The sequence below is a fragment of the Streptomyces sp. NPDC057743 genome, assembly GCF_042798755.1.
Classification (GTDB): domain Bacteria; phylum Actinomycetota; class Actinomycetes; order Streptomycetales; family Streptomycetaceae; genus Streptomyces.
In genome coordinates this window covers 286,497-303,878 of the sequence record NZ_JBHVJX010000002.1, presented here as the reverse complement: position 1 = coordinate 303,878, position 17,382 = coordinate 286,497, and the positions used below count along the sequence as shown (strand labels likewise).

Below are 17,382 nucleotides of genomic sequence, written 5' to 3'. Positions count from 1 at the left end.
TGTGCCGGTCGGCAGGGTCCGTCCGCTCACAGGCTCAGCTCCGGGTGCAGGTCCTTCATCCGCACCACCTGCCGGCCGCGCGCCGTCAGGGCGGTCAGCGCGAGCGCCCCGAGGGTGAACGCCAACAGCACCGCGCCGCCCTGCCATACGGGCGCCAGGTCGCCGCCCGTGATGAGCCGGCGCAGCCCCTCGACGACGTAACTCATCGGCAGGTAGGGGTGGATGGCCCCGAAGAAGCCCGGGCTGGTCTGCACCGGGTAGGTGCCGCCGGCGGAGGTGAGCTGGAGCATCAGCAGCGCCAGCACCAGGATCCGGCCGGCCGGCCCGAACTGTGCGTTCAGCCACTGCACCAGCGCCGAGAAGCAGGCCGTGACCAGCACCAGGAAGCCGACCGTGCCGGCCGCCCGGGCCATCTGGAGGCCGAGTGCGAAGTGCAGCACGGTCATCAGCGCCGCGGTCTGGAGCACCCCGATGCCGAACACCGGCAGCCAACCGGACAGCGCCACCCGCCAGGAGGACGCGCCCATCGCCAGCGCCCTCCGATTGAGCGGCGCGATCAGCATGTACGCCACCATCGCGCCGACCCACAGGGACAGCGGGATGAAGTACGGGGCGAACCCGGTGCCGTAGTTGGGCGCCTTGTGGGCGGAACCAGACGCCAGTTGGACCGGGTCGGACATGACCTGGGTGCGCGCGTCGCGGTCCTTCTTGCCGTAGTCGGGGATCTGCCGGACCCCGTCGTGCAGCCCGTCGGCCAGCCGGGCCGAGCCGTCGGAGAGCTGGAACAGCCCGCCGTCCAGCGTCCGCGCGCCGTCCTTGAGCCGGCCGACGCCGGTGTCCAGGTCGGTCATTCCCAAGGCGGCGCGCCCGGTGCCGTCGTGCAGTTGCCGCGCCCCGTCGGTGAGCTGGTCCGCACCGGTGGCCAACTGGGCGTTGCCCGCGGCCAGTTTGCGGGCCCCCGCGGACACCTTGTGGGCGCCGTCGTTGAGTTCGTTGATCTTGTGGACGGCGGCGTCCATGTCGGCACCCAGGGTCGGGCCGTGCGCGGCCAGTTCCAGGGCCAGCGAGTGCAGGGTGTCCAGGTCCCGGCCGAGCTGGTCGAGGTTCTTCTGGTCGTGGACGTAGCCGCTGACCTCTTCGGCGGTGTCCGCCGCGGTGGCGGCCTGCTCGGTGAGGCGCTTGAGCTCGGCGCAGTCGGTCGCCAGGGTGACGCCGCTGCCGCAGCGCAGCCGGTAGTAGGCGGCGAGGTGGTCGGAGATGCCCCGGGACAGCTTCGCTCCCGTAGAGGCCGCGGCGGGCAGCTTGTCCAGGTGGTCGCGGACCGCCTGCGCGCCGTCCGCGACCAGCCGGGCGGCCTCGCCGATCTCCTTGCCGTGCGCCCGGACGAACGGCCCCACCCTGTCGACCACGCCGTTGACGGTGTCCGCGAGTTGCTGGGTGCCCTGGGCCACCTGCCCGGAGCCGTCGGCCAGTTGACGGGACCCGTCGGCGGCGGCGGTGGCCCCCTTGGCGAGCGCGGCGCTGCCCCGGCTGAGCCGCCCGGCGCCGGCGTCGAGGTCGCCCAGGCCGCCGACCAGTTGGGCGCTGCCGCTCTTGGCGGTGTTCAGGCCGTCGGCCAGTTTGCCGGTGCCGTCCTTCGCCTGCCCGATGCCGTCCTGGAGCCGGTCCGCGCCGTCGGCGGCCTGGGCGGTCTTGCCGTGCAGGGTCGAGAACGACACGAAGATCTTGTCGAGGAAGGTCCGCGACGACTTGGCCGAGGCCGCCGCGCGCACCTCGGAGAAGACCGTCCGGGAGATCTGCCCGACGATGTAGTTGTTGGCGTCGTTGGTGCGCACCTTCAGGGCGCCGGTCTCCGGGTGGTCCCCGGCGCTGGAGGCGATCCGCCGGCTGAAGTCCCGGGGGATGGACAGCGAGAGGTAGTACCTGCCGTCCTCCAGGCCACGACCGGCCTCCGCGGCGTCCACCTGGTGCCAGTCGAAGGTGTGGCTGTCCCGTAGGCCGGCGACGATGCCGTCGCCCGCCGACGTCCGCGCCGGCGTCCTGGTTGACCAGCGCGACCGGGATCCGGTCCAGCCGCCCGTAGGGGTCCCAGAAGGACCACAGGTACAGCGCGCCGTACAGGAGCGGCAGCAGCAGGAGCGCGGCCAGCGCGGCGCGCGGCAGCTTCCCCCTCCCGAACCGCTTCAGTTCAAGCGCGGCCAGCTTCGGCGAGCGCATCGGCCGCCCCTTCCTCGTCGTGCCCGCCGTCCCCGGGGGCGTCGGCGTCCGGCGCCGCCCGGTCGGTGCGCACCAGCACCACGCCCGCGGTGTCCGTCGGCGGCTCGCTGCACACCGCGAGCACCGTGGTGCCGGCCTGGGCCAGTTCCCGCAACAGCGCCCAGGCCGCGGCGCGTTCGGCGTCGGACAGCTTCAGGTCGGTGTCGTCCACGGCCAGCAACCGGGGGCCGTCGATCAGCGCCAGCGCCACGGAGAGCCGCAGCGCCTCCAGCCGCTCCAGGTCGCGCACGGCGGTGCGGGCCCCCTTGGGCAGCGCCGCCGGGTCCAACCCAGCGGCGGTCAGCGCGCCGTCCACCAGGGCGCGGGCCCGCGCCCGGCGCTCCCGTCGGGGCCTGAGCAGCGTGCGGAGCGAGGAGCCGAACCGCCCGTGCAGCAGGGCGCGTTCGCGCAGGTGCTCGCCGACGGTCAGGGCCGGATCGAGCTCGGCGACCCCGGGTACGTGGGCGAGCGCGGTGAACGACCGGACCGCGGCCATATGCTGGGGCAGCCGCGCCCCGCCCACCTCCGCGGTGCCCGCCGCGGGCTTCATCCGGCCGGTGAGCGAAAGCAGCAGACACGTCCGACCGGAGCCCGACGGGCCCTGCACGGCGATCAACGCACCCGGTTCCGCGGTGACATCGAGGTCCCTGAACGCCCATCCGCGGGGGCCCTTGACCCCGAAACCCGCGGCCGTGACCGCCGCCCCGTGCGGGGTGCTGTCCACGATTCCTCCCCTTGCACTGACTGGTCAGTGCAAGGTAGGGACCCGCTCCCGCCCTCCGCAAGGGGTTCTCGGAAAATCCCCGAAATCCCGTGCCCAGCACGCCCATTGGCTGTCCGTTTTCCAGCGAAACCGCAGGTCGAGGCCGATTGTCAGTGGTGTGCCGCACGATGGGTGCATACGGTCCGCATCGTCATGCCGCTCCCAAGTGGCGTGCGACGACAGGAGGTTCGTCATGGCAGCTCGTCCCGCCGCGGGCAGCTCCGCTGCGTACGGTCCCCCGAGCGATGTCCACCCCGTCCCGCGCCGGGCGGCCGCCCCGCCCGCCGCCCTCGACCTGCTCGCCAAGGCCCGGCACGGTCTCGACGAGGCCGCCACCCTGGAATCCGCCAACGAGCGCTTCGCCACCGCCCATCTCGCCGCGCTGCGCACCGCCGCGGCGGTCCTCGCCGTGCGCGCCCGACCGGAGCCCACCGCGCATCGCGGCCGGCGCGGTCGGCGACCGGGCATCCGCAGCGCCTGGGAGGTGCTGCCCGAGGTCGCGCCCGAACTCGCCGAGTGGAGCGCCCTGTTCGCCTCCGGCGCCCTCCGCCGGGCCCGGGCCGAGGCCGGCATATCGGGCGCGGCCAGCCACCGCGACGCCGACGACCTCCTGCGGGACGCCGGGATGTTCCTCCGCCTGGTGGAGCGGATGCTGCGGCTGCCCCCCCACGCTGCCGCTGCAGCGGGCCGGGGACCCGCCCCGCGAGGGCTGGGGCCGCGCCGGCTGACCGCGCGACCTGCGGCGTCGCGCGGGCCGGGCGCGGCACCCGCCGGAATACGGAATAGGGTGGTGAGCGACTGGATGTTCATGCCCCGCCGAGGAGCCACCCACCGTGTCTGACCCGCTGCGCCCCCGCGCATCCCTTCGTACCGCCGTGGTCTGGGACGTCCTCAAGGACGCCCTGGAGCGCCGGGTCAAGGCCGCCGGACGGGACGCCCTGGACGTCCTCGACACCGGCGGCGGCAGTGGCAACTTCGCCGTCCCGGTGGCCCGCCTCGGCCACCGCGTCACCGTCGTCGACCCCAGCCCCAACGCCCTCTTCGCCCTGGAGCGCCGGGCCGCCGAGGCCGGGGTCGCCGACCGGATCCACGGCGTCCAGGGCGACGCGCACGGCCTCTTCCAGGTCGTCGAGCGCGGCGGCTACGACGCGGTGCTCTGCCACGGCGTGCTGGAGTACGTCGACGACCCGGCCGAGGGCCTGCGCAACGCCGTCGGCGCGCTGCGCCCCGCCGGCACCCTCAGCCTGCTCGCCGCCGGCCTGGGCGGCGCGGTCCTCGCCCGCGCCCTGGCCGGCCACTTCACCGAGGCCCGCCGGGCCCTGGCCGACCCCGCGGGCCGCTGGGGCGAGGGCGACCCGGTGCCCCGCCGGTTCACCGCCGAGCAGCTCACCGAGCTGGTCACCGCCACCGGCCTCCAGGTCGGCGCGGTGCACGGCGTGCGGGTCTTCGCCGACCTGGTCCCCGGCGTCCTGGTCGACACCGAGCCCGGCGCCCTGGACGCCCTGCTGAAGCTGGAGGCCGCCGCGGCCGAGCAGCCCGCCTTCCACTCCGTCGCCACCCAGCTCCACGTCCTCGCCGAGCGCGACTGACGGAGCACCGCGCCACCCTGGCGAACCGCCGACGCACCCCGGCCGCATACGGGTCGCGCCGCCGCGCACGGGCCCGATCGGCCCCGAGGCGCGGGCGGTGCGGCACCCGGGAGCGCCGCGCGCCGGCGCCCGACCCCGTCCACGGGCCGCGCATGTGGTCGGCCACAGGCCACCCGAACAGCCGCTTCGCCCCGTATGATCGGTGTACGACGTTCCGGCATGACGGATTGGCGGGTGGGGAATGCAGCCAGCATCACCATCGGCCGCCGCGGCGGTACGGACGGTGAATTGGCGTAGAGGGGCGGGTTTCATGGGGGCGATTCCCTGCCTATCCTGAAAGGGTCGCACCCGGTCGCCCCCCGCGACCGACGAGTAGGAGGACTCCGTGCCGCTCTCGGAGCACGAGCAGCGCATGCTCGAGCAAATGGAGCGAGCGCTGTACGCCGAAGATCCCAAGTTCGCGACAGCGCTTGAGGGAAGCGGGCTGCGTACGTACACCCGGCGACGGGTCTACCAAGCGGTCGTGGGCTTCCTCGTGGGTATCGCCCTGCTCATGGCCGGCATGGTCGCCCAGCTCATCTGGGTCAGTGTCGTCGGCTTCCTCGTCATGCTCGGCTGCGCCGTGCTGGCCGTCACCGGCTGGCGCAAGGCTCCCAAGTCGGGGGAGCGCGCCGCGGCCCCGGGTGGGCCGCAGGCCCGTCGCCAGGCCAGGCCGCGCCGCTCGATGATGGACCGCATCGAGGACCGCTGGCAGCGCCGCCGCGACGAACAACAAGGCCACTGAGGTCGCTGACGACCAGCGGGGTCACCGACCGCTGACACACCGTCGCCTGCGCGCGCCGGGATCCGGCCACTTCCTCCGCGTCGAGCGCAGCGAATCCGGCCAATTTCGCGGTTCCGATGCGCGGAGTGCCCCGTATTCGTGGCGAGTTGTGCTGTCGGTGGATTGTCTGCCGAGGCGTGGTGTTGCCGGTCCGCGTCGTCGAATTCCGTGGCGTTGGCGTTGGCACTCGTGCCGTTGACTTTCGAAGGTGTGGCCCCCGAGGAATCGGGGGGCCACACCTTTTTGCTTTGCGGGCACTTGCTTGCTTTGTGCGCGCCGGGGCTCCGGTAAGCGTGGCCGCTGGTTGGCAGGGCGTACCGGGACTCCGGTGCGGCCCGCCCCGTGCGCGCTCCGGTCGGCTATGCCCGTTCGTTGCGTCGCCAGCCCGTTGTGCGCAGTGTGGTCGCCAGGCGTCGGGCGGCGGCTGCCGGGCGGCTGTTCCGGCAGCGCCGTCGTAGGGCCGACCAGCGGGCCGCACCGGCCGAGCGGAGGCGGGCCGCGGAGCGTGGGGCGAATCGGGCCCGCAGGCGCAGGGTTCGGGGCGCGCCGTCCCGCAGGCCGGCGTGCACCAGCCGGACATCCGCGGCGAGCCCGTCCGGCGGGGCCGGCTGCGGGGCGTAGAGGGCCTGCTCGACCGCCGTGGCGACCCGTCGGGCGGCGTTTGCCGCGTCGGGTTGCAGCGCACCGATGCGAACGATCCGGGCGGCCGCCGAGCGGGGGGTCAGCGCCTCGTCCGGGAGGATCCCGAAGTCCCAGCCGGTGTCCAGCAGTTCCTGCCAGACGGCGAGGGTATGCGCCGTGGGGTCGCCGCCCGGGTCGTCCGACAGCCGCCGGGCGCGGGCCCGGCTTCGCCCCAGCAGCGGGAGCGCGGGCAGCGCCACGACCAGCAGGGCGGCCAGGGCGATCAGCGCGAGCGCCCAGGGCGCCGGGCCGCCGCCGGGCGGGGTGGGGGTCGATATCGAGGCAACGGCCGCGCAGCCGGAGCCCGTCGGCCGCTCGCCGGGGGCGCAGGACGGGGCCGCGGAGGGGCCGGTGGAAGGCAGCGCGGTCGGTGCCGGTGCGCGGTCCGGGCCGCCGGTGCCGCTGGACTGCGCGGGGTCCGGGTACGCGTAGTCGGGGACGCTGCCGCGGCTCGGGGTCGGCTCGAAGCGGGTCCAGCCGACGCCCTGGAAGTACAGCTCGGGCCAGGCGTGCGCGTCCTTCAGCCCCACCGACGTGGTGCCGTCGGGCTGTCGGGTGCCCGGGGTGAAGCCGACCGCCACCCGGGCCGGGATGCCGAGCGTGCGGGCCATCGCCGCCATGGAGAACGAGAAGTGGACGCAGAAGCCCTCCTTCTCCGACAGGAAGCGGGCTATCGCCTCGGAGCCGCTGCCGGCCCGGACCTCGGTGTTGTAGCTGAAGCCGCCGTAGAGCGCGAAGTAGTCCTGGAGCTTGACGGCCTTGTCGTACGCGGTGTGGGCGCCGCGGGTGACCTGGCGGGCGGTGGTGCCGACGATGGCGGGGAGGGAGTCCGGGACCTTGGTGTACTCGCGCCGCAGGGCGTCGGGCGGCGGCGGGGCGGTGGCCAACTGGTGGGCGGTGGGCCGCACCTGGAGGCTCTCGACCTGGTACTGGAGGCCGTGGGTGTTCTGCCCGCGGTCGCCGACCAGGGTGCGGCCCTCGGGCTCGAAGCGCCAACGGCCGGGGAGGTCGACCTTGTCCGTCGGGTAGGGGAGCGGCAGCCAGTTCTGGGCGTACCACGGGGCGGTGGAGATGGAGGTGTTGATCCGGGTGACGGACACGTCGGAGCTCAGGCCGGGGGGCCGGGGCAGCTCGGCGGGGACGTCGGTGACGGTGCGCTCGGAGGGCTTCCAGGCCGTGCCGTCGAACTGGTCCAGGGCGACGATCCGCAGGTACATCTCGCGGGTGTCGGCCGCGGTGGTGCGGTAGTTGAGGACCTCGCGGTCCTCCGGTTGGTTGAGGCTGTCCTGGAGCGAGACCAGGGGGTTCACCGCGGAGATGGTGCCGCCCCCGCCGCCGGGGCCGGCACCGCCCGGGGCCGGGCCGAGCAGCCCGCCGCTCAGGGACGGCAGCGCGGCGGGTACCAGCAGTGCGATGCCCAGCGACAGCACGCCGATCCGGCGGCCCGCATGGACCCTTATCCGGCCGCCGTCGGCGTCTCCCGGTCGGCTCGCTTGCCGGCTGCCGAAGACCCGGCCCCACTGGGAGAGCCGGTCCCGGCCCTCGGCCAGCAGGAGCAGGAGGTAGCCGGCGGCGGCCACCAGGAACCACAGCCAGCCCGAGCCGCCCTGGGAGAGCCCCGCGGCCACCGAGTACAGCGCGAGCAGCGGCAGGCCGGCGGGCGCGGCGCTGCGGTAGGTGACCGCCAGCGCGTCCACCACCAGGCCGATCAGCAGCACCCCGGAGACCAGCAGCAGCTTGATGCCGGGGGTGACCGGGGCCGGGATGGCGTACCGGCCGACGTCCCTCGCGCCGTCCTGCGCCAGGTCGACGAGGGCGGTGACGGCGTCCGGGCCCGGCAGCAGCCCGGCCAGTGCCTGGCCGCGGGCGAACACCGCCGTCAGCAGCAGCACGGCCGCCAGCGCCTGCGCGGCGACGGTCAGCGGGCGGGCCAACGGGACCCGCCGGGCGAGCGCGCCCACCTCCGTCACCAACGCCAGCAGCAGCGCGGCCTGGAACAGCCAGGTGACCGGGTCCACCAGCGGCAGCAACGCGCAGCCGGCGCACAGCGTCGCCGCCATCGCCGCCAGTGCCAGCCGCGCCCGCCCGCTCATGCCCAGGGCTCGCTTCGCTCGCCCTCGCCCGCGCGAGGCGCGCACCCTTCGATGATCCGCTCGCTCATGCGTCCGCCCCACTTCGCTCGGTGCCGCCTGCCCCGCCCCTTCCCGGGGCGGCCCCGGCCGGTGCCGCCTCCGCCTGGCCCGCCGCCCGCCACAGATCGGCCAGGGCGGCCCCCGGCCCCACCGGCAGCGCCGTCCAGCCCGCCTCCCGCAGCAACCGCAGCTGCTCGGCGACCGGGGTCCCGCCGTGGGAGAGGCGTATCCCGCCGGGCCCGCGGGAGAAGGCATCGCCGTCCAGGACGAAGGCGACCGCGGCGGTGCTGCGCCGGCGGATTCGGCCGACCAGCGCGGCCTGTTCCTCGTCCAACTCGCCGAAGAAGGCGATCAGTAGCCCCTCCGTGCCGTCCCGCAGCGCCTCGTACGCCGCGGTGAACCCCTCCTCGTCGGAGTGCCCCACGGCGGCGAGACTGTCCAGCAACAGGCCCGCGGTGTCAAAGGATTCGCCGCCGGCGAAGCCGCCGCCCTCCGGGCCGGGCACCGTGCTTCCGGTGTCGGTCAGCAGCCGCACCGCGTAGCCGCGCTCCAGGAGGTGCAGCGCGGCCGAGGCGGCGCCGGCCACCGCCCACTCGAAGGCCGAGTCGGGCCCGGAACCGTCGTGCGCGGCGGCCCGGGTGTCCAACAGGATCGTGCAGCACGCCTTCTGTGGCTGCTCCTCGCGGCGCACCATCAGCTCGCCGTGCCGGGCCGTGGAGCGCCAGTGCACCCGGCGCAGGTCGTCTCCGTGGCGGTAGCCGCGGGGGATGATGTCGTCCTCGCCGGCCAGGGCGAGCGAGCGGTGGCCGCCGTCGCCGTACCCTGCGGCCTCGCCGGTCAGCCGGATCGGCGGCAGCGGCTCGGCGCGCGGCACCACCGTCAGGGTGTCGAACGCCGTGAACGAGCGGGTCAGTTCGCACATGCCGAACGGATCGGTGAGCCGGAGCTGCAACGGTCCCAGCGGATAGCGGCCGCGCAGATCGGACCGGACGCGGTAGGACACCTCGCGGCTGCCGCCGGGCTCGACCCGGTCCAGGACGAAGCGCGGGCGCGGCCCGAGGACGTAGGGGACGCGGTCCTGGAGCATCAGGACGCCGGTGGGCAGCCGGGCGACGTTCTCCACCCGGAGGCGGACCCGGGACTCGGCCGCCGCCGGCACCCGGGCGGGCGCCAGCGTGCGGCTGCCCGCGACGCGGTAGCGGGTGCGGTGCAGCACCAGGACGCAGACCAGCGGCAGCGCGGCCAACAGCAGCCCGACCCGGAGGAGTTCCGCCTGGCCCAGGAGATAGGCGCAGGCCGCGGCGGCCAGCCCGGCCGCCAGGAACGACCGCCCGCGGGTCGTCAGCCCCCCGAGGGCGACGCGCAGCCCGCCCGGCTCCGGTGTCGCACCGCTCCCCCCGCCGGCCATCACAACCCCCGTGCGCCGGGCGGCTGCTGGCCGCGGGCAGGCTGTCGCCACTGCGGGGCGGCCGCTTCGGGAACCGGGGTGCGCCGGACGATCTCCAGTACCACCTGCTCGGTGGTGCGGCGGTTCAACTGGGCTTGGGCGGTGGGCAGTAGGCGGTGCGAGAGCACCGCCACCGCCAGCGACTGCACGTCGTCCGGCAGCGCGAACTCCCGCCCGGCCAGGGCGGCCGCGGCCTTCGCGGCGCGCAGCAGGTGCAGCGTGGCCCGAGGCGAGGCGCCGAGCCGCAGATCGGGGTGGTTGCGGGTGGCCGCCACGAGGTCGACGGCGTACCGCCGCACGGCCTCGGCGACATGGACGCCCCGCACCGCCTCAGCCAGTTGCACGATCTCGTGGGCGTGCGTCACCGGGCGCAGCCGCTCCAACGGGGAGGCGCCGCCGTGCACATCGAGCATCTGCAACTCGGCGGCCGGGCTGGGATAGCCGATCGACACCCGGGCCATGAAGCGGTCCCGTTGGGCCTCGGGGAGCGGGTAGGTGCCCTCCATCTCGACCGGGTTCTGCGTCGCGACGACCATGAAGGGGCTGGGCAGGTCGTAGGTCTGCCCGTCCATGGTGACCTGGCGCTCCTCCATCGACTCCAGCAGCGCCGACTGGGTCTTGGGGGAGGCGCGGTTGATCTCGTCGCCGATCACGATCTGGGCGAAGATCGCGCCGGGCTTGAACTCGAACTCCTGCCGCTGCTGGTCGTAGACGCTGACGCCGGTGATGTCCGACGGCAGCAGGTCGGGGGTGAACTGGATGCGCCGGACCGAGCAGTCGATGGACTTGGCCAGCGCCTTGGCGAGCATCGTCTTGCCGACGCCGGGCACGTCCTCGATGAGCAGGTGGCCTTCGGCCAGGAGGACGGTCAGCGCGAGCCGTACGACCTCCGGCTTGCCCTCGATCACGCCCTCCACCGACCGGTGCACCCGCCCGACGGTGGTGGTCAGATCGGCAAGGCTCGCTCGTTCGTCATACGTCGTCACTCGGCCCTCCTCGGCCCCTCCCCGGGTGGCCGCCGCCCCCTCGATGGACCCGGCCCTCCCCGCGTGCGCGCCCCGGCCGGCTGTGGCCGGGGCGATGTCACCTACGCATTCTTGCCGCCCGCGCGGCCTCGCGTCATGGCCTGTGGATAACTCGCACCGTTCAAGCCCGACCAACCGGACAAGTCCAGCTAACCGGGCGTGAAAAGGGGGAGGAACGTCCGATCCGCCGCCGGTCGCGGCGGACCCCGCCGCAGGTCAGTCCCGCGGGTCGATCTCGCGCAGCAGGCCCGTCGTCACGTCGAACACGAACCCGCGGACGTCGTCGGTGTGCAGCAGGAACGGCGAGGTGCGCACCCGCTGCATCGACTGCCGGACGTCCTCGTCGAGGTCCTTGAACGCCTCGACCGCCCAGGTGGGCCGCTGGCCGACCTCGGCCGCCAACTCGTGCCGGAAGTCCTCGGTCAGGCTGAGCAGACCGCAGTTGGTGTGGTGGATGAGGACGACCGACCGCGTGCCCAGGGCGCGCTGGCTGATCGTCAGGGAACGGATGATGTCGTCCGTCACCACCCCGCCGGCGTTGCGGATGGTGTGGCAGTCGCCGAGTTCCAGCCCCAGTGCGGCGTGCAGGTCGAGTCGGGCGTCCATGCACGCCACGACCGCGACCTTGAGGACCGGCCGGGCGTCCATCCCGGGGTCGGTGAAGGCGGCGGCGTAGCGGCGGTTCGACTCGACGAGACGGTCGGTGACCGTGTCGGTGGCGGCGGGGGCGCTGTCGGCGGACGGGGGCAGCGGCTGCGACGCAGGTATGGGCATGGATTCACGGTAATCGCTCATGGCTGCTTCAGTCCCTCCTGTAGGTGGGCGTAGGGGGCAACATCACACCTCGTGAGGCGGTCCATGGGGTTGGACGTCCCCGTAGAAAGCGGGAGGAAACCTCCGGGGGCACCGTGCGGGGGACGCGCGGAACCGGTTGATTGACCGGGAGGGTAGGTGGACTAAAGTGGCGCGAAGTGGGAGGCGTGACGCTCTCCTCGGATCCTTCGATCCCTCGCGTGCGTGACCGTACGTACGGTTCGGCCTCCTCCCGCTCCACCGGTCATCCGACGTCACTTCCCCGTCGCCGGAGGGCCACTTCCCCTTCAGAGCGGGCGGGGACCAAGCGGTACGTGCGGCATCCCCCAGCCAACGGCCGGGGACCCACCTGCCGCCATCATCGGAAGGCGCATGAGCAGCAATACTCGCCACGTACCCGTCATGCTCCAGCGGTGTCTGGACATGCTCGCCCCCGCGCTCACCGAGCCCGGTGCGGTCGTCGTCGACTGCACCCTCGGACTCGGCGGACACAGCGAGGCGCTGCTCACCACGTTCCCCGAGGCCCGCCTGGTGGCGCTGGACCGCGACCCGTCGGCGCTCCGGCTGGCGGGGGAGCGGCTGGCCCCCTACGGGGAGCGCGCCACCCTGGTGCACGCGGTCTACGACGAGCTCCCCCAGGTCCTCGACCGGCTCGGGCTGCCCCGGGTGCAGGCCGTCCTGTTCGACCTCGGGGTCTCCTCCATGCAGCTCGACGAGGCCGACCGCGGCTTCGCCTACGCCCAGGACGCCCCGCTCGACATGCGGATGGACCAGACGACCGGGATCAGCGCCGCGGAGGTCCTCAACACCTACCCGCCCGGTGAGTTGGTGCGGATCCTGCGCTCCTACGGGGAGGAGAAGCAGGCCAAGCGGATCGTCGCGGCGGTGGTCCGGGAGCGGGAGAAGGAGCCGTTCTCCACCAGCGCCCGGCTGGTGGAGCTGATCCGGGACGCGCTGCCGCAGGCCGCCAAGCGCACCGGCGGCAACCCGGCCAAGCGGACCTTCCAGGCGCTGCGCATCGAGGTCAACGGCGAGTTGGCGTCCGTCGAGCGGGCCATCCCGGCGGCGGTGAAGGCGCTGGCGGTGGGCGGCCGGATCGCCGTGCTGTCGTACCAGTCGCTGGAGGACCGGCTGGTCAAGCAGGTCTTCGCGGCCGGCGCCAGCAACACCGCGCCGCCCGGACTGCCGGTCGTCCCCGAGCGTTACCAGCCCCGGTTGAAGCTGCTGACCCGCGGCGCCGAGCTCCCCACGGAGGAGGAGATCGCCGAGAACCGGCGCGCGGCCCCCGCCCGGCTGCGCGGCGCCGAGCGCATCCGCGAGGACATCGCATGACCCGGCAGGGGGGCCGGCCGCGCGGCAGAGGGCGCCTGGCCGCGCTGCTGCCCGCCGCCCCCCGCTCCGGCACCGCCGCGCGCACGCCGTTCGTGCTGCTCGTCGTGGTGCTGCTGGGCTCCGGACTGATCTCCCTGCTGCTGCTCAACTCGGCGCTCAACCAAGGGTCGTTCGAGCTGAGCAGGCTGGAGCGGAAGACCGGTGAGCTGACCGACGAGCAGCAGGCGCTCCAACAGGAAGTGGACGGCTACTCGGCACCGGACGCGCTGGCGCGGCGGGCCCACAAGCTGGGCATGGTGCCCGGCGGCAACCCGGCGTTCCTGATGCCGGACGGCACCGTCCGCGGCGCGCCGGGCCCGGTCTCGTCCACCGAGAGCCCGCTGTCCGCATCGGCCGGGCCGCTGCCGCTCGGCCCGGAGGGCACCCGGCCCGCGGCCCCCGGGGCCACCCCGGCGGCCGCCGCCCCGCCGCCCCCGCCACAGCCCGTACGGGCCCCGGCCGGGCCGCTCGCCCCCAGTACCCCGGGCGTCGCGTCGTCCCCGGGACCGCTGGCCACGCCCGCGGCGCCCGCCTCCGTCCTCACGCCCGACTCGCCCACCCCGTCGGCCCCCGGCAGGTGACCCCGTGACGCCCGAACCCGCACTCCGCGGCCGCACTTCCCACGCCGCGACCGGTCGGCCGCACGGCGCCGCGCCGCGCCCCGCGCCCGCCCGGGGGAGAGCGGCATGAGCACGCCCCGGGACCCCCGTCGCGTTCCGCGCCCCGCCCGGTCCGGCGGCCGTCCGCCGGCCCGTCGCTCCGGCCCGCCCAAGCCACCGGCGGCCCGTCGCCCCGCCTCAGCGGCCCGCCTCCGGCAGCTCGGCGGCCCCCTGCGGCCGGTCAACCCGCGTCCCCGGCTGCGCCTGGTCGCGCTGGCGCTGACGCTGGTGATGCTGGCCTTCGTCGTCCGGCTGGTGCAGGTGCAGGGCGTGGACGCCGCCGCCTACGCCGCCAAGGCCAACGAGAACCGCTACGTCCCGGTCAAACTCGCCGCCGAGCGCGGCGCGATCACCGATCGCAACGGGGTGGACCTGGCCACCACCGTGGACGCCTACGACATCACCGCCGACCCGAGCCTGCTGGCGCCCGACAAGCTCAAGGTCAAGGACGGCCCGCAGCGGGCCGCCGCGCTGCTCGCGCCGCTCCTCGGCGAGTCCCAGAAGACCCTGGCCGCCAAACTGGACCGCCCCGGCTCCCGTTACGTCCTGCTCGCCCGGCAGCGCACCCCCCAGGTCTGGAAGCGGATCAAGGACCTCCGCAAGCAGTTGGACGCCAAGGCGGCCGCCGCCCCCAAGAGCGCGCCCCGCCCCAACGTCCTGGTCGGGATCTTCGCCGACAAGCACCGCAAGCGCGTCTACCCGAACAGCCAACTCGCCGCCGGCGTCCTGGGTTTCATGAACAACGCCGGCAAGGGGGTCGGCGGCCTGGAGGCCCAGCTCAACAAGGAGTTGGCCGGCACGGACGGCAAGCTGGTCTACGCCCAGTCCGGCGGCCGCCGGGTGCCCACCGCCAACACCCAGGAGCACCCCGCCGTCCCCGGTACCGACGTCCAACTGACCCTGGACCGCGACATCCAGTGGGCGGCCCAGAAGGCGATCAGCGAACAGGTCGACAAGTCCGGTGCCGACCGCGGCTACGTCGTCGTCCAGGACACCCGCACCGGTCAGATCCTGGCGCTCGCCAACGCGCCCGGCTTCGACCCCAACAACCTGGCCAAGGCCAGCCCGGACGCGCTGGGCAACCCGGCCCTCACCGACGCCTTCGAGCCGGGCTCCACCAGCAAGTTGATGACCATGGCGGCCGTCCTGGAGGAGGGCGCGGCCACCCCGTACACCCGGGTCACCGTCCCCAACCGGCTGCACCGCGGCGACCGGCTGTTCTCGGACGACGTCGACCACGAGACCTGGCACCTCACGCTCAACGGCGTGCTCGCCAAGTCCAGCAACATCGGCACGATCCTGGCCGCCGGCCAACTGGGCACCACCCAGCCGCAGGCCAACCAGGTCCTCTACTCCTACCTGCGGAAGTTCGGCATCGGCCGGCCCACCGGGCTCAACTTCCCCGGCGAGACCGACGGCATCCTGGCCAAGCCGCAGAACTGGAACACCTCGCAGCAGTACACGATCCCGTTCGGCCAGGGGCTCTCCCTCAACGCCGTCCAGGCCGCCTCGGTCTACTCCACGATCGCCAACGGCGGCGAGCGGATCGCCCCGACCCTGGTCCGCGGCACCACAGGGCCGGACGGTCACTACACGCCGTCCCCCGAGCCGGCGCACAACCGCGTGGTGAGCAAGAAGACCGCCAGCACCCTGGCCACCATGCTGGAGTCGGTGGTGACCGACCAGGAGGGCACCGGGGCCAAGGCGAAGATCGACGGCTACCGGGTCGGCGGGAAGACCGGCACCTCCAACCGGGTGGACCCGAAGACCGGCCGTTACCACGGCTACACCGCCTCCTTCGCCGGCTTCGCGCCCGCCGACAAGCCCCGCATCACCGTCTACTGCGCCGTGCAGAACCCCAAGCAGGGCAGCTACTTCGGAGGCCAGGTCTGCGGCCCGATCTTCCAGCAGGTCATGACGTTCGCGCTGAAGACGCTCCAGGTGCCCCCGACCGGTGCGCAGCCGCCGCGACTGCCGGTCACGTTCAAGCCAGGCGAATGAAATCGAGGCAACACCGCCGTGACGACCATCACCCCCGACGGCCCGCAGCTCCCCGGCGACAGAGCCCCGGCGAAGCCCTCACTTCGCCCCGAGCCCGTTCTGCCCGGTACGCTCACCGCCGTGTCACAAGCTGATCAGTCCCCCAAAAACCAAGCAGCGGAGAAGGGCGGCCCCGGCAGATATCCGGGTGCGCCGCGCCCTGAGGAGGTCCGCCCCACCCCTCTCGCGGACCTCGCGCAGCTGCTCGCGCTCCCGCTCCCGGACGGCGCCGAGGCGGCCCAGGTCACCGGCATCACCCACGACTCCCGTGCGGTCCGCCCCGGTGACGTCTACGCCGCGCTGCCCGGTGCCCGCCTGCACGGCGCCGACTTCGTCGCCCAGGCCGCCGACCTCGGTGCCGCCGCGATCCTGACCGACCCGACGGGCGCCGAGCGCGCCGCCGCGACCGGCCTGCCGGTCCTGGCCGTCGACAACCCGCGGGCCCGGATGGGCGCCCTGGCCGTCGCGATCTACGGGGCGCCGGGCGAGGACCTCCTCCAGATCGGCATCACCGGCACCTCCGGCAAGACCACCACCGCCTACCTCATCGAGGGCGGTCTGCGGGCCGCGGCCGCGAAGGCCGGCGACGGCGGGCTGACCGGCCTGATCGGCACCGTCGAGTCCCGGATCGGCGACGAGCGGCTGAAGTCCGAGCGGACCACCCCCGAGGCCACCGACCTCCAGGCGCTGTTCGCGGTGATGCGCGAGCGCGGCGTCCGCTCGGTCGCCATGGAGGTCTCCAGCCACGCGCTGGTGCTCGGCCGGGTCGACGGCTGCGTCTTCGACGTCGCGATCTTCAACAACCTCAGCCCGGAGCACATGGAGTTCCACTCCGGCATGGAGGACTACTTCCAGGCCAAGGCGCAGCTGTTCACCAAGGCGCGCAGCAAGGCCGGCGTGGTCAACCTCGACGACGAGTACGGCCGCCGGCTGGCCGCCGGCGAGTCCGAGGTCCCGGTCACCACGTTCTCCGCCGAGGGCCACCCGGACGCGGACTGGCGCGCCGCCGACGTCGAGGTCGGCGCGCTCGGCTCGACGTTCACCGTGCACGGTCCCGGGGGCGTGACGCTGCGCGCCGCCTCCCCGCTCGCCGGTCCGTTCAACGTCTCCAACGCGCTCGCCGCCATCACGGCCCTGGCCGTCGCCGGCGTGGACCCGCAGACCGCGGCCGACGGCGTCGCCGCGATCCCCGGCGTCCCCGGCCGCCTGGAGCGCGTGGACGTCGGCCAGCCCTACCTGGCGGTCGTGGACTACGCGCACAAGACCGACGCCGTCGAATCGGTTCTGCGCGCGCTGCGGAAGGTCACCACCGGCAAGGTGCACGCCGTCCTCGGCTGCGGCGGCGACCGCGACAAGCAGAAGCGGATGCCGATGGGCGCAGCGGTCGCCCGGCTCGCCGACACCGCCGTGCTGACCTCCGACAACCCCCGCTCCGAGGACCCCCTCGCGATCCTCGCCACCATGCTCGCGGGCGCCGCCGAGGTGCCCGTCCACGAACGCGGCACCGTCCTCGTCGAAGAGGACCGGGCCGCCGCCATCGCCGCCGCCGTCGCCCGCGCCGAGCCCGGCGACACCGTGATCGTCGCGGGCAAGGGCCACGAACAGGGCCAGGACATCGCCGGAGTGGTCCGCCCCTTCGACGACCGTCAGGTGCTGCGCGAGGCGATCGTGACGGCACAACAGCCGCAGCAGCCGCAGCACTCACAGCAGCCGAACCACCAGGGATGACACAACGCCATGCGCGCACAATCCTCTTGTTGGCACCTCCTGCACGGCTCCGGGG

Annotated in this window: 12 protein-coding genes and 1 pseudogene; 7 read left to right on the top strand and 6 right to left on the bottom strand. The window is 74.1% G+C overall.

Going from position 1 to position 17,382, the window contains the following annotated elements; all coding sequences use genetic code 11:
- Positions 1-26: 26 nt before the first annotated feature.
- A pseudogene (locus tag ACFVFQ_RS03370) lies at positions 27-2,217 on the bottom strand (YhgE/Pip family protein).
- A complete protein-coding gene (locus tag ACFVFQ_RS03365; RefSeq protein ID WP_383407799.1) occupies positions 2,189-2,980 on the bottom strand; it encodes an ATP-binding cassette domain-containing protein in 792 nt (263 codons plus the stop codon). Before ACFVFQ_RS03365 ends, ACFVFQ_RS03370 begins: the two are co-directional and overlap by 29 nt.
- Positions 2,981-3,212: 232 nt before the next feature.
- On the opposite strand from ACFVFQ_RS03365, the gene ACFVFQ_RS03360 reads away from it, so the two are divergent.
- From ACFVFQ_RS03360 to ACFVFQ_RS03350, 3 genes are all read left to right on the top strand, one after another.
- Positions 3,213-3,860, top strand: coding sequence for an SAV_6107 family HEPN domain-containing protein (locus ACFVFQ_RS03360; protein WP_383407796.1), 648 nt, complete (start codon positions 3,213-3,215; stop codon positions 3,858-3,860).
- The gene (locus tag ACFVFQ_RS03355) at positions 3,853-4,608 is read left to right on the top strand and encodes a methyltransferase (protein WP_383407793.1); all 756 of its coding nucleotides are present in this window, start codon (positions 3,853-3,855) and stop codon (positions 4,606-4,608) included. The genes ACFVFQ_RS03360 and ACFVFQ_RS03355 overlap by 8 nt, the downstream gene beginning before the upstream one ends.
- 385 nt (positions 4,609-4,993) lie before the next feature.
- Complete coding sequence (locus tag ACFVFQ_RS03350; protein ID WP_383407788.1) at positions 4,994-5,392, top strand: DUF3040 domain-containing protein; 399 nt, start codon at positions 4,994-4,996, stop codon at positions 5,390-5,392.
- Positions 5,393-5,790: 398 nt separating this feature from the next.
- On the opposite strand, the gene ACFVFQ_RS03345 is transcribed toward ACFVFQ_RS03350, so the two are convergent.
- The 4 genes from ACFVFQ_RS03345 to ACFVFQ_RS03330 form a co-directional block, all read right to left on the bottom strand.
- Complete coding sequence (locus ACFVFQ_RS03345; protein ID WP_383407785.1) at positions 5,791-8,205, bottom strand: transglutaminaseTgpA domain-containing protein; 2,415 nt, start codon at positions 8,203-8,205, stop codon at positions 5,791-5,793.
- Between the two features lie 64 nt (positions 8,206-8,269).
- A complete protein-coding gene (locus tag ACFVFQ_RS03340) occupies positions 8,270-9,652 on the bottom strand; it encodes a DUF58 domain-containing protein (protein WP_383407782.1) in 1,383 nt (460 codons plus the stop codon).
- Complete coding sequence (locus tag ACFVFQ_RS03335; RefSeq protein WP_383407780.1) at positions 9,652-10,677, bottom strand: AAA family ATPase; 1,026 nt, start codon at positions 10,675-10,677, stop codon at positions 9,652-9,654. The genes ACFVFQ_RS03340 and ACFVFQ_RS03335 overlap by 1 nt, the downstream gene beginning before the upstream one ends.
- A gap of 255 nt (positions 10,678-10,932) precedes the next feature.
- The gene (locus tag ACFVFQ_RS03330; protein WP_383407777.1) at positions 10,933-11,490 is read right to left on the bottom strand and encodes a beta-class carbonic anhydrase; all 558 of its coding nucleotides are present in this window, start codon (positions 11,488-11,490) and stop codon (positions 10,933-10,935) included.
- Positions 11,491-11,901: 411 nt separating this feature from the next.
- On the opposite strand from ACFVFQ_RS03330, the gene rsmH reads away from it, so the two are divergent.
- From rsmH to ACFVFQ_RS03310, 4 genes are all read left to right on the top strand, one after another.
- Positions 11,902-12,861 carry a 16S rRNA (cytosine(1402)-N(4))-methyltransferase RsmH gene (rsmH, locus tag ACFVFQ_RS03325; protein ID WP_383407774.1) on the top strand — a complete coding sequence of 320 codons (960 nt, stop codon included), beginning with the start codon at positions 11,902-11,904 and terminating at the stop codon, positions 12,859-12,861.
- Positions 12,858-13,481, top strand: a complete 624-nt coding sequence (locus tag ACFVFQ_RS03320; protein WP_383407771.1) for a septum formation initiator family protein — start codon at positions 12,858-12,860, stop codon at positions 13,479-13,481. The genes rsmH and ACFVFQ_RS03320 overlap by 4 nt, the downstream gene beginning before the upstream one ends.
- Before the next feature lie 105 nt (positions 13,482-13,586).
- Positions 13,587-15,560: a peptidoglycan D,D-transpeptidase FtsI family protein gene (locus ACFVFQ_RS03315; RefSeq protein WP_383407768.1), complete on the top strand. Its 1,974-nt coding sequence runs from the start codon at positions 13,587-13,589 to the stop codon at positions 15,558-15,560.
- 18 nt (positions 15,561-15,578) lie between these two features.
- Positions 15,579-17,327 (top strand): UDP-N-acetylmuramoyl-L-alanyl-D-glutamate--2,6-diaminopimelate ligase, encoded by a 1,749-nt coding sequence (locus ACFVFQ_RS03310; RefSeq protein ID WP_383407764.1) that lies wholly within the window; start codon positions 15,579-15,581, stop codon positions 17,325-17,327.
- The last annotated feature ends 55 nt before the right edge of the window (positions 17,328-17,382 follow it).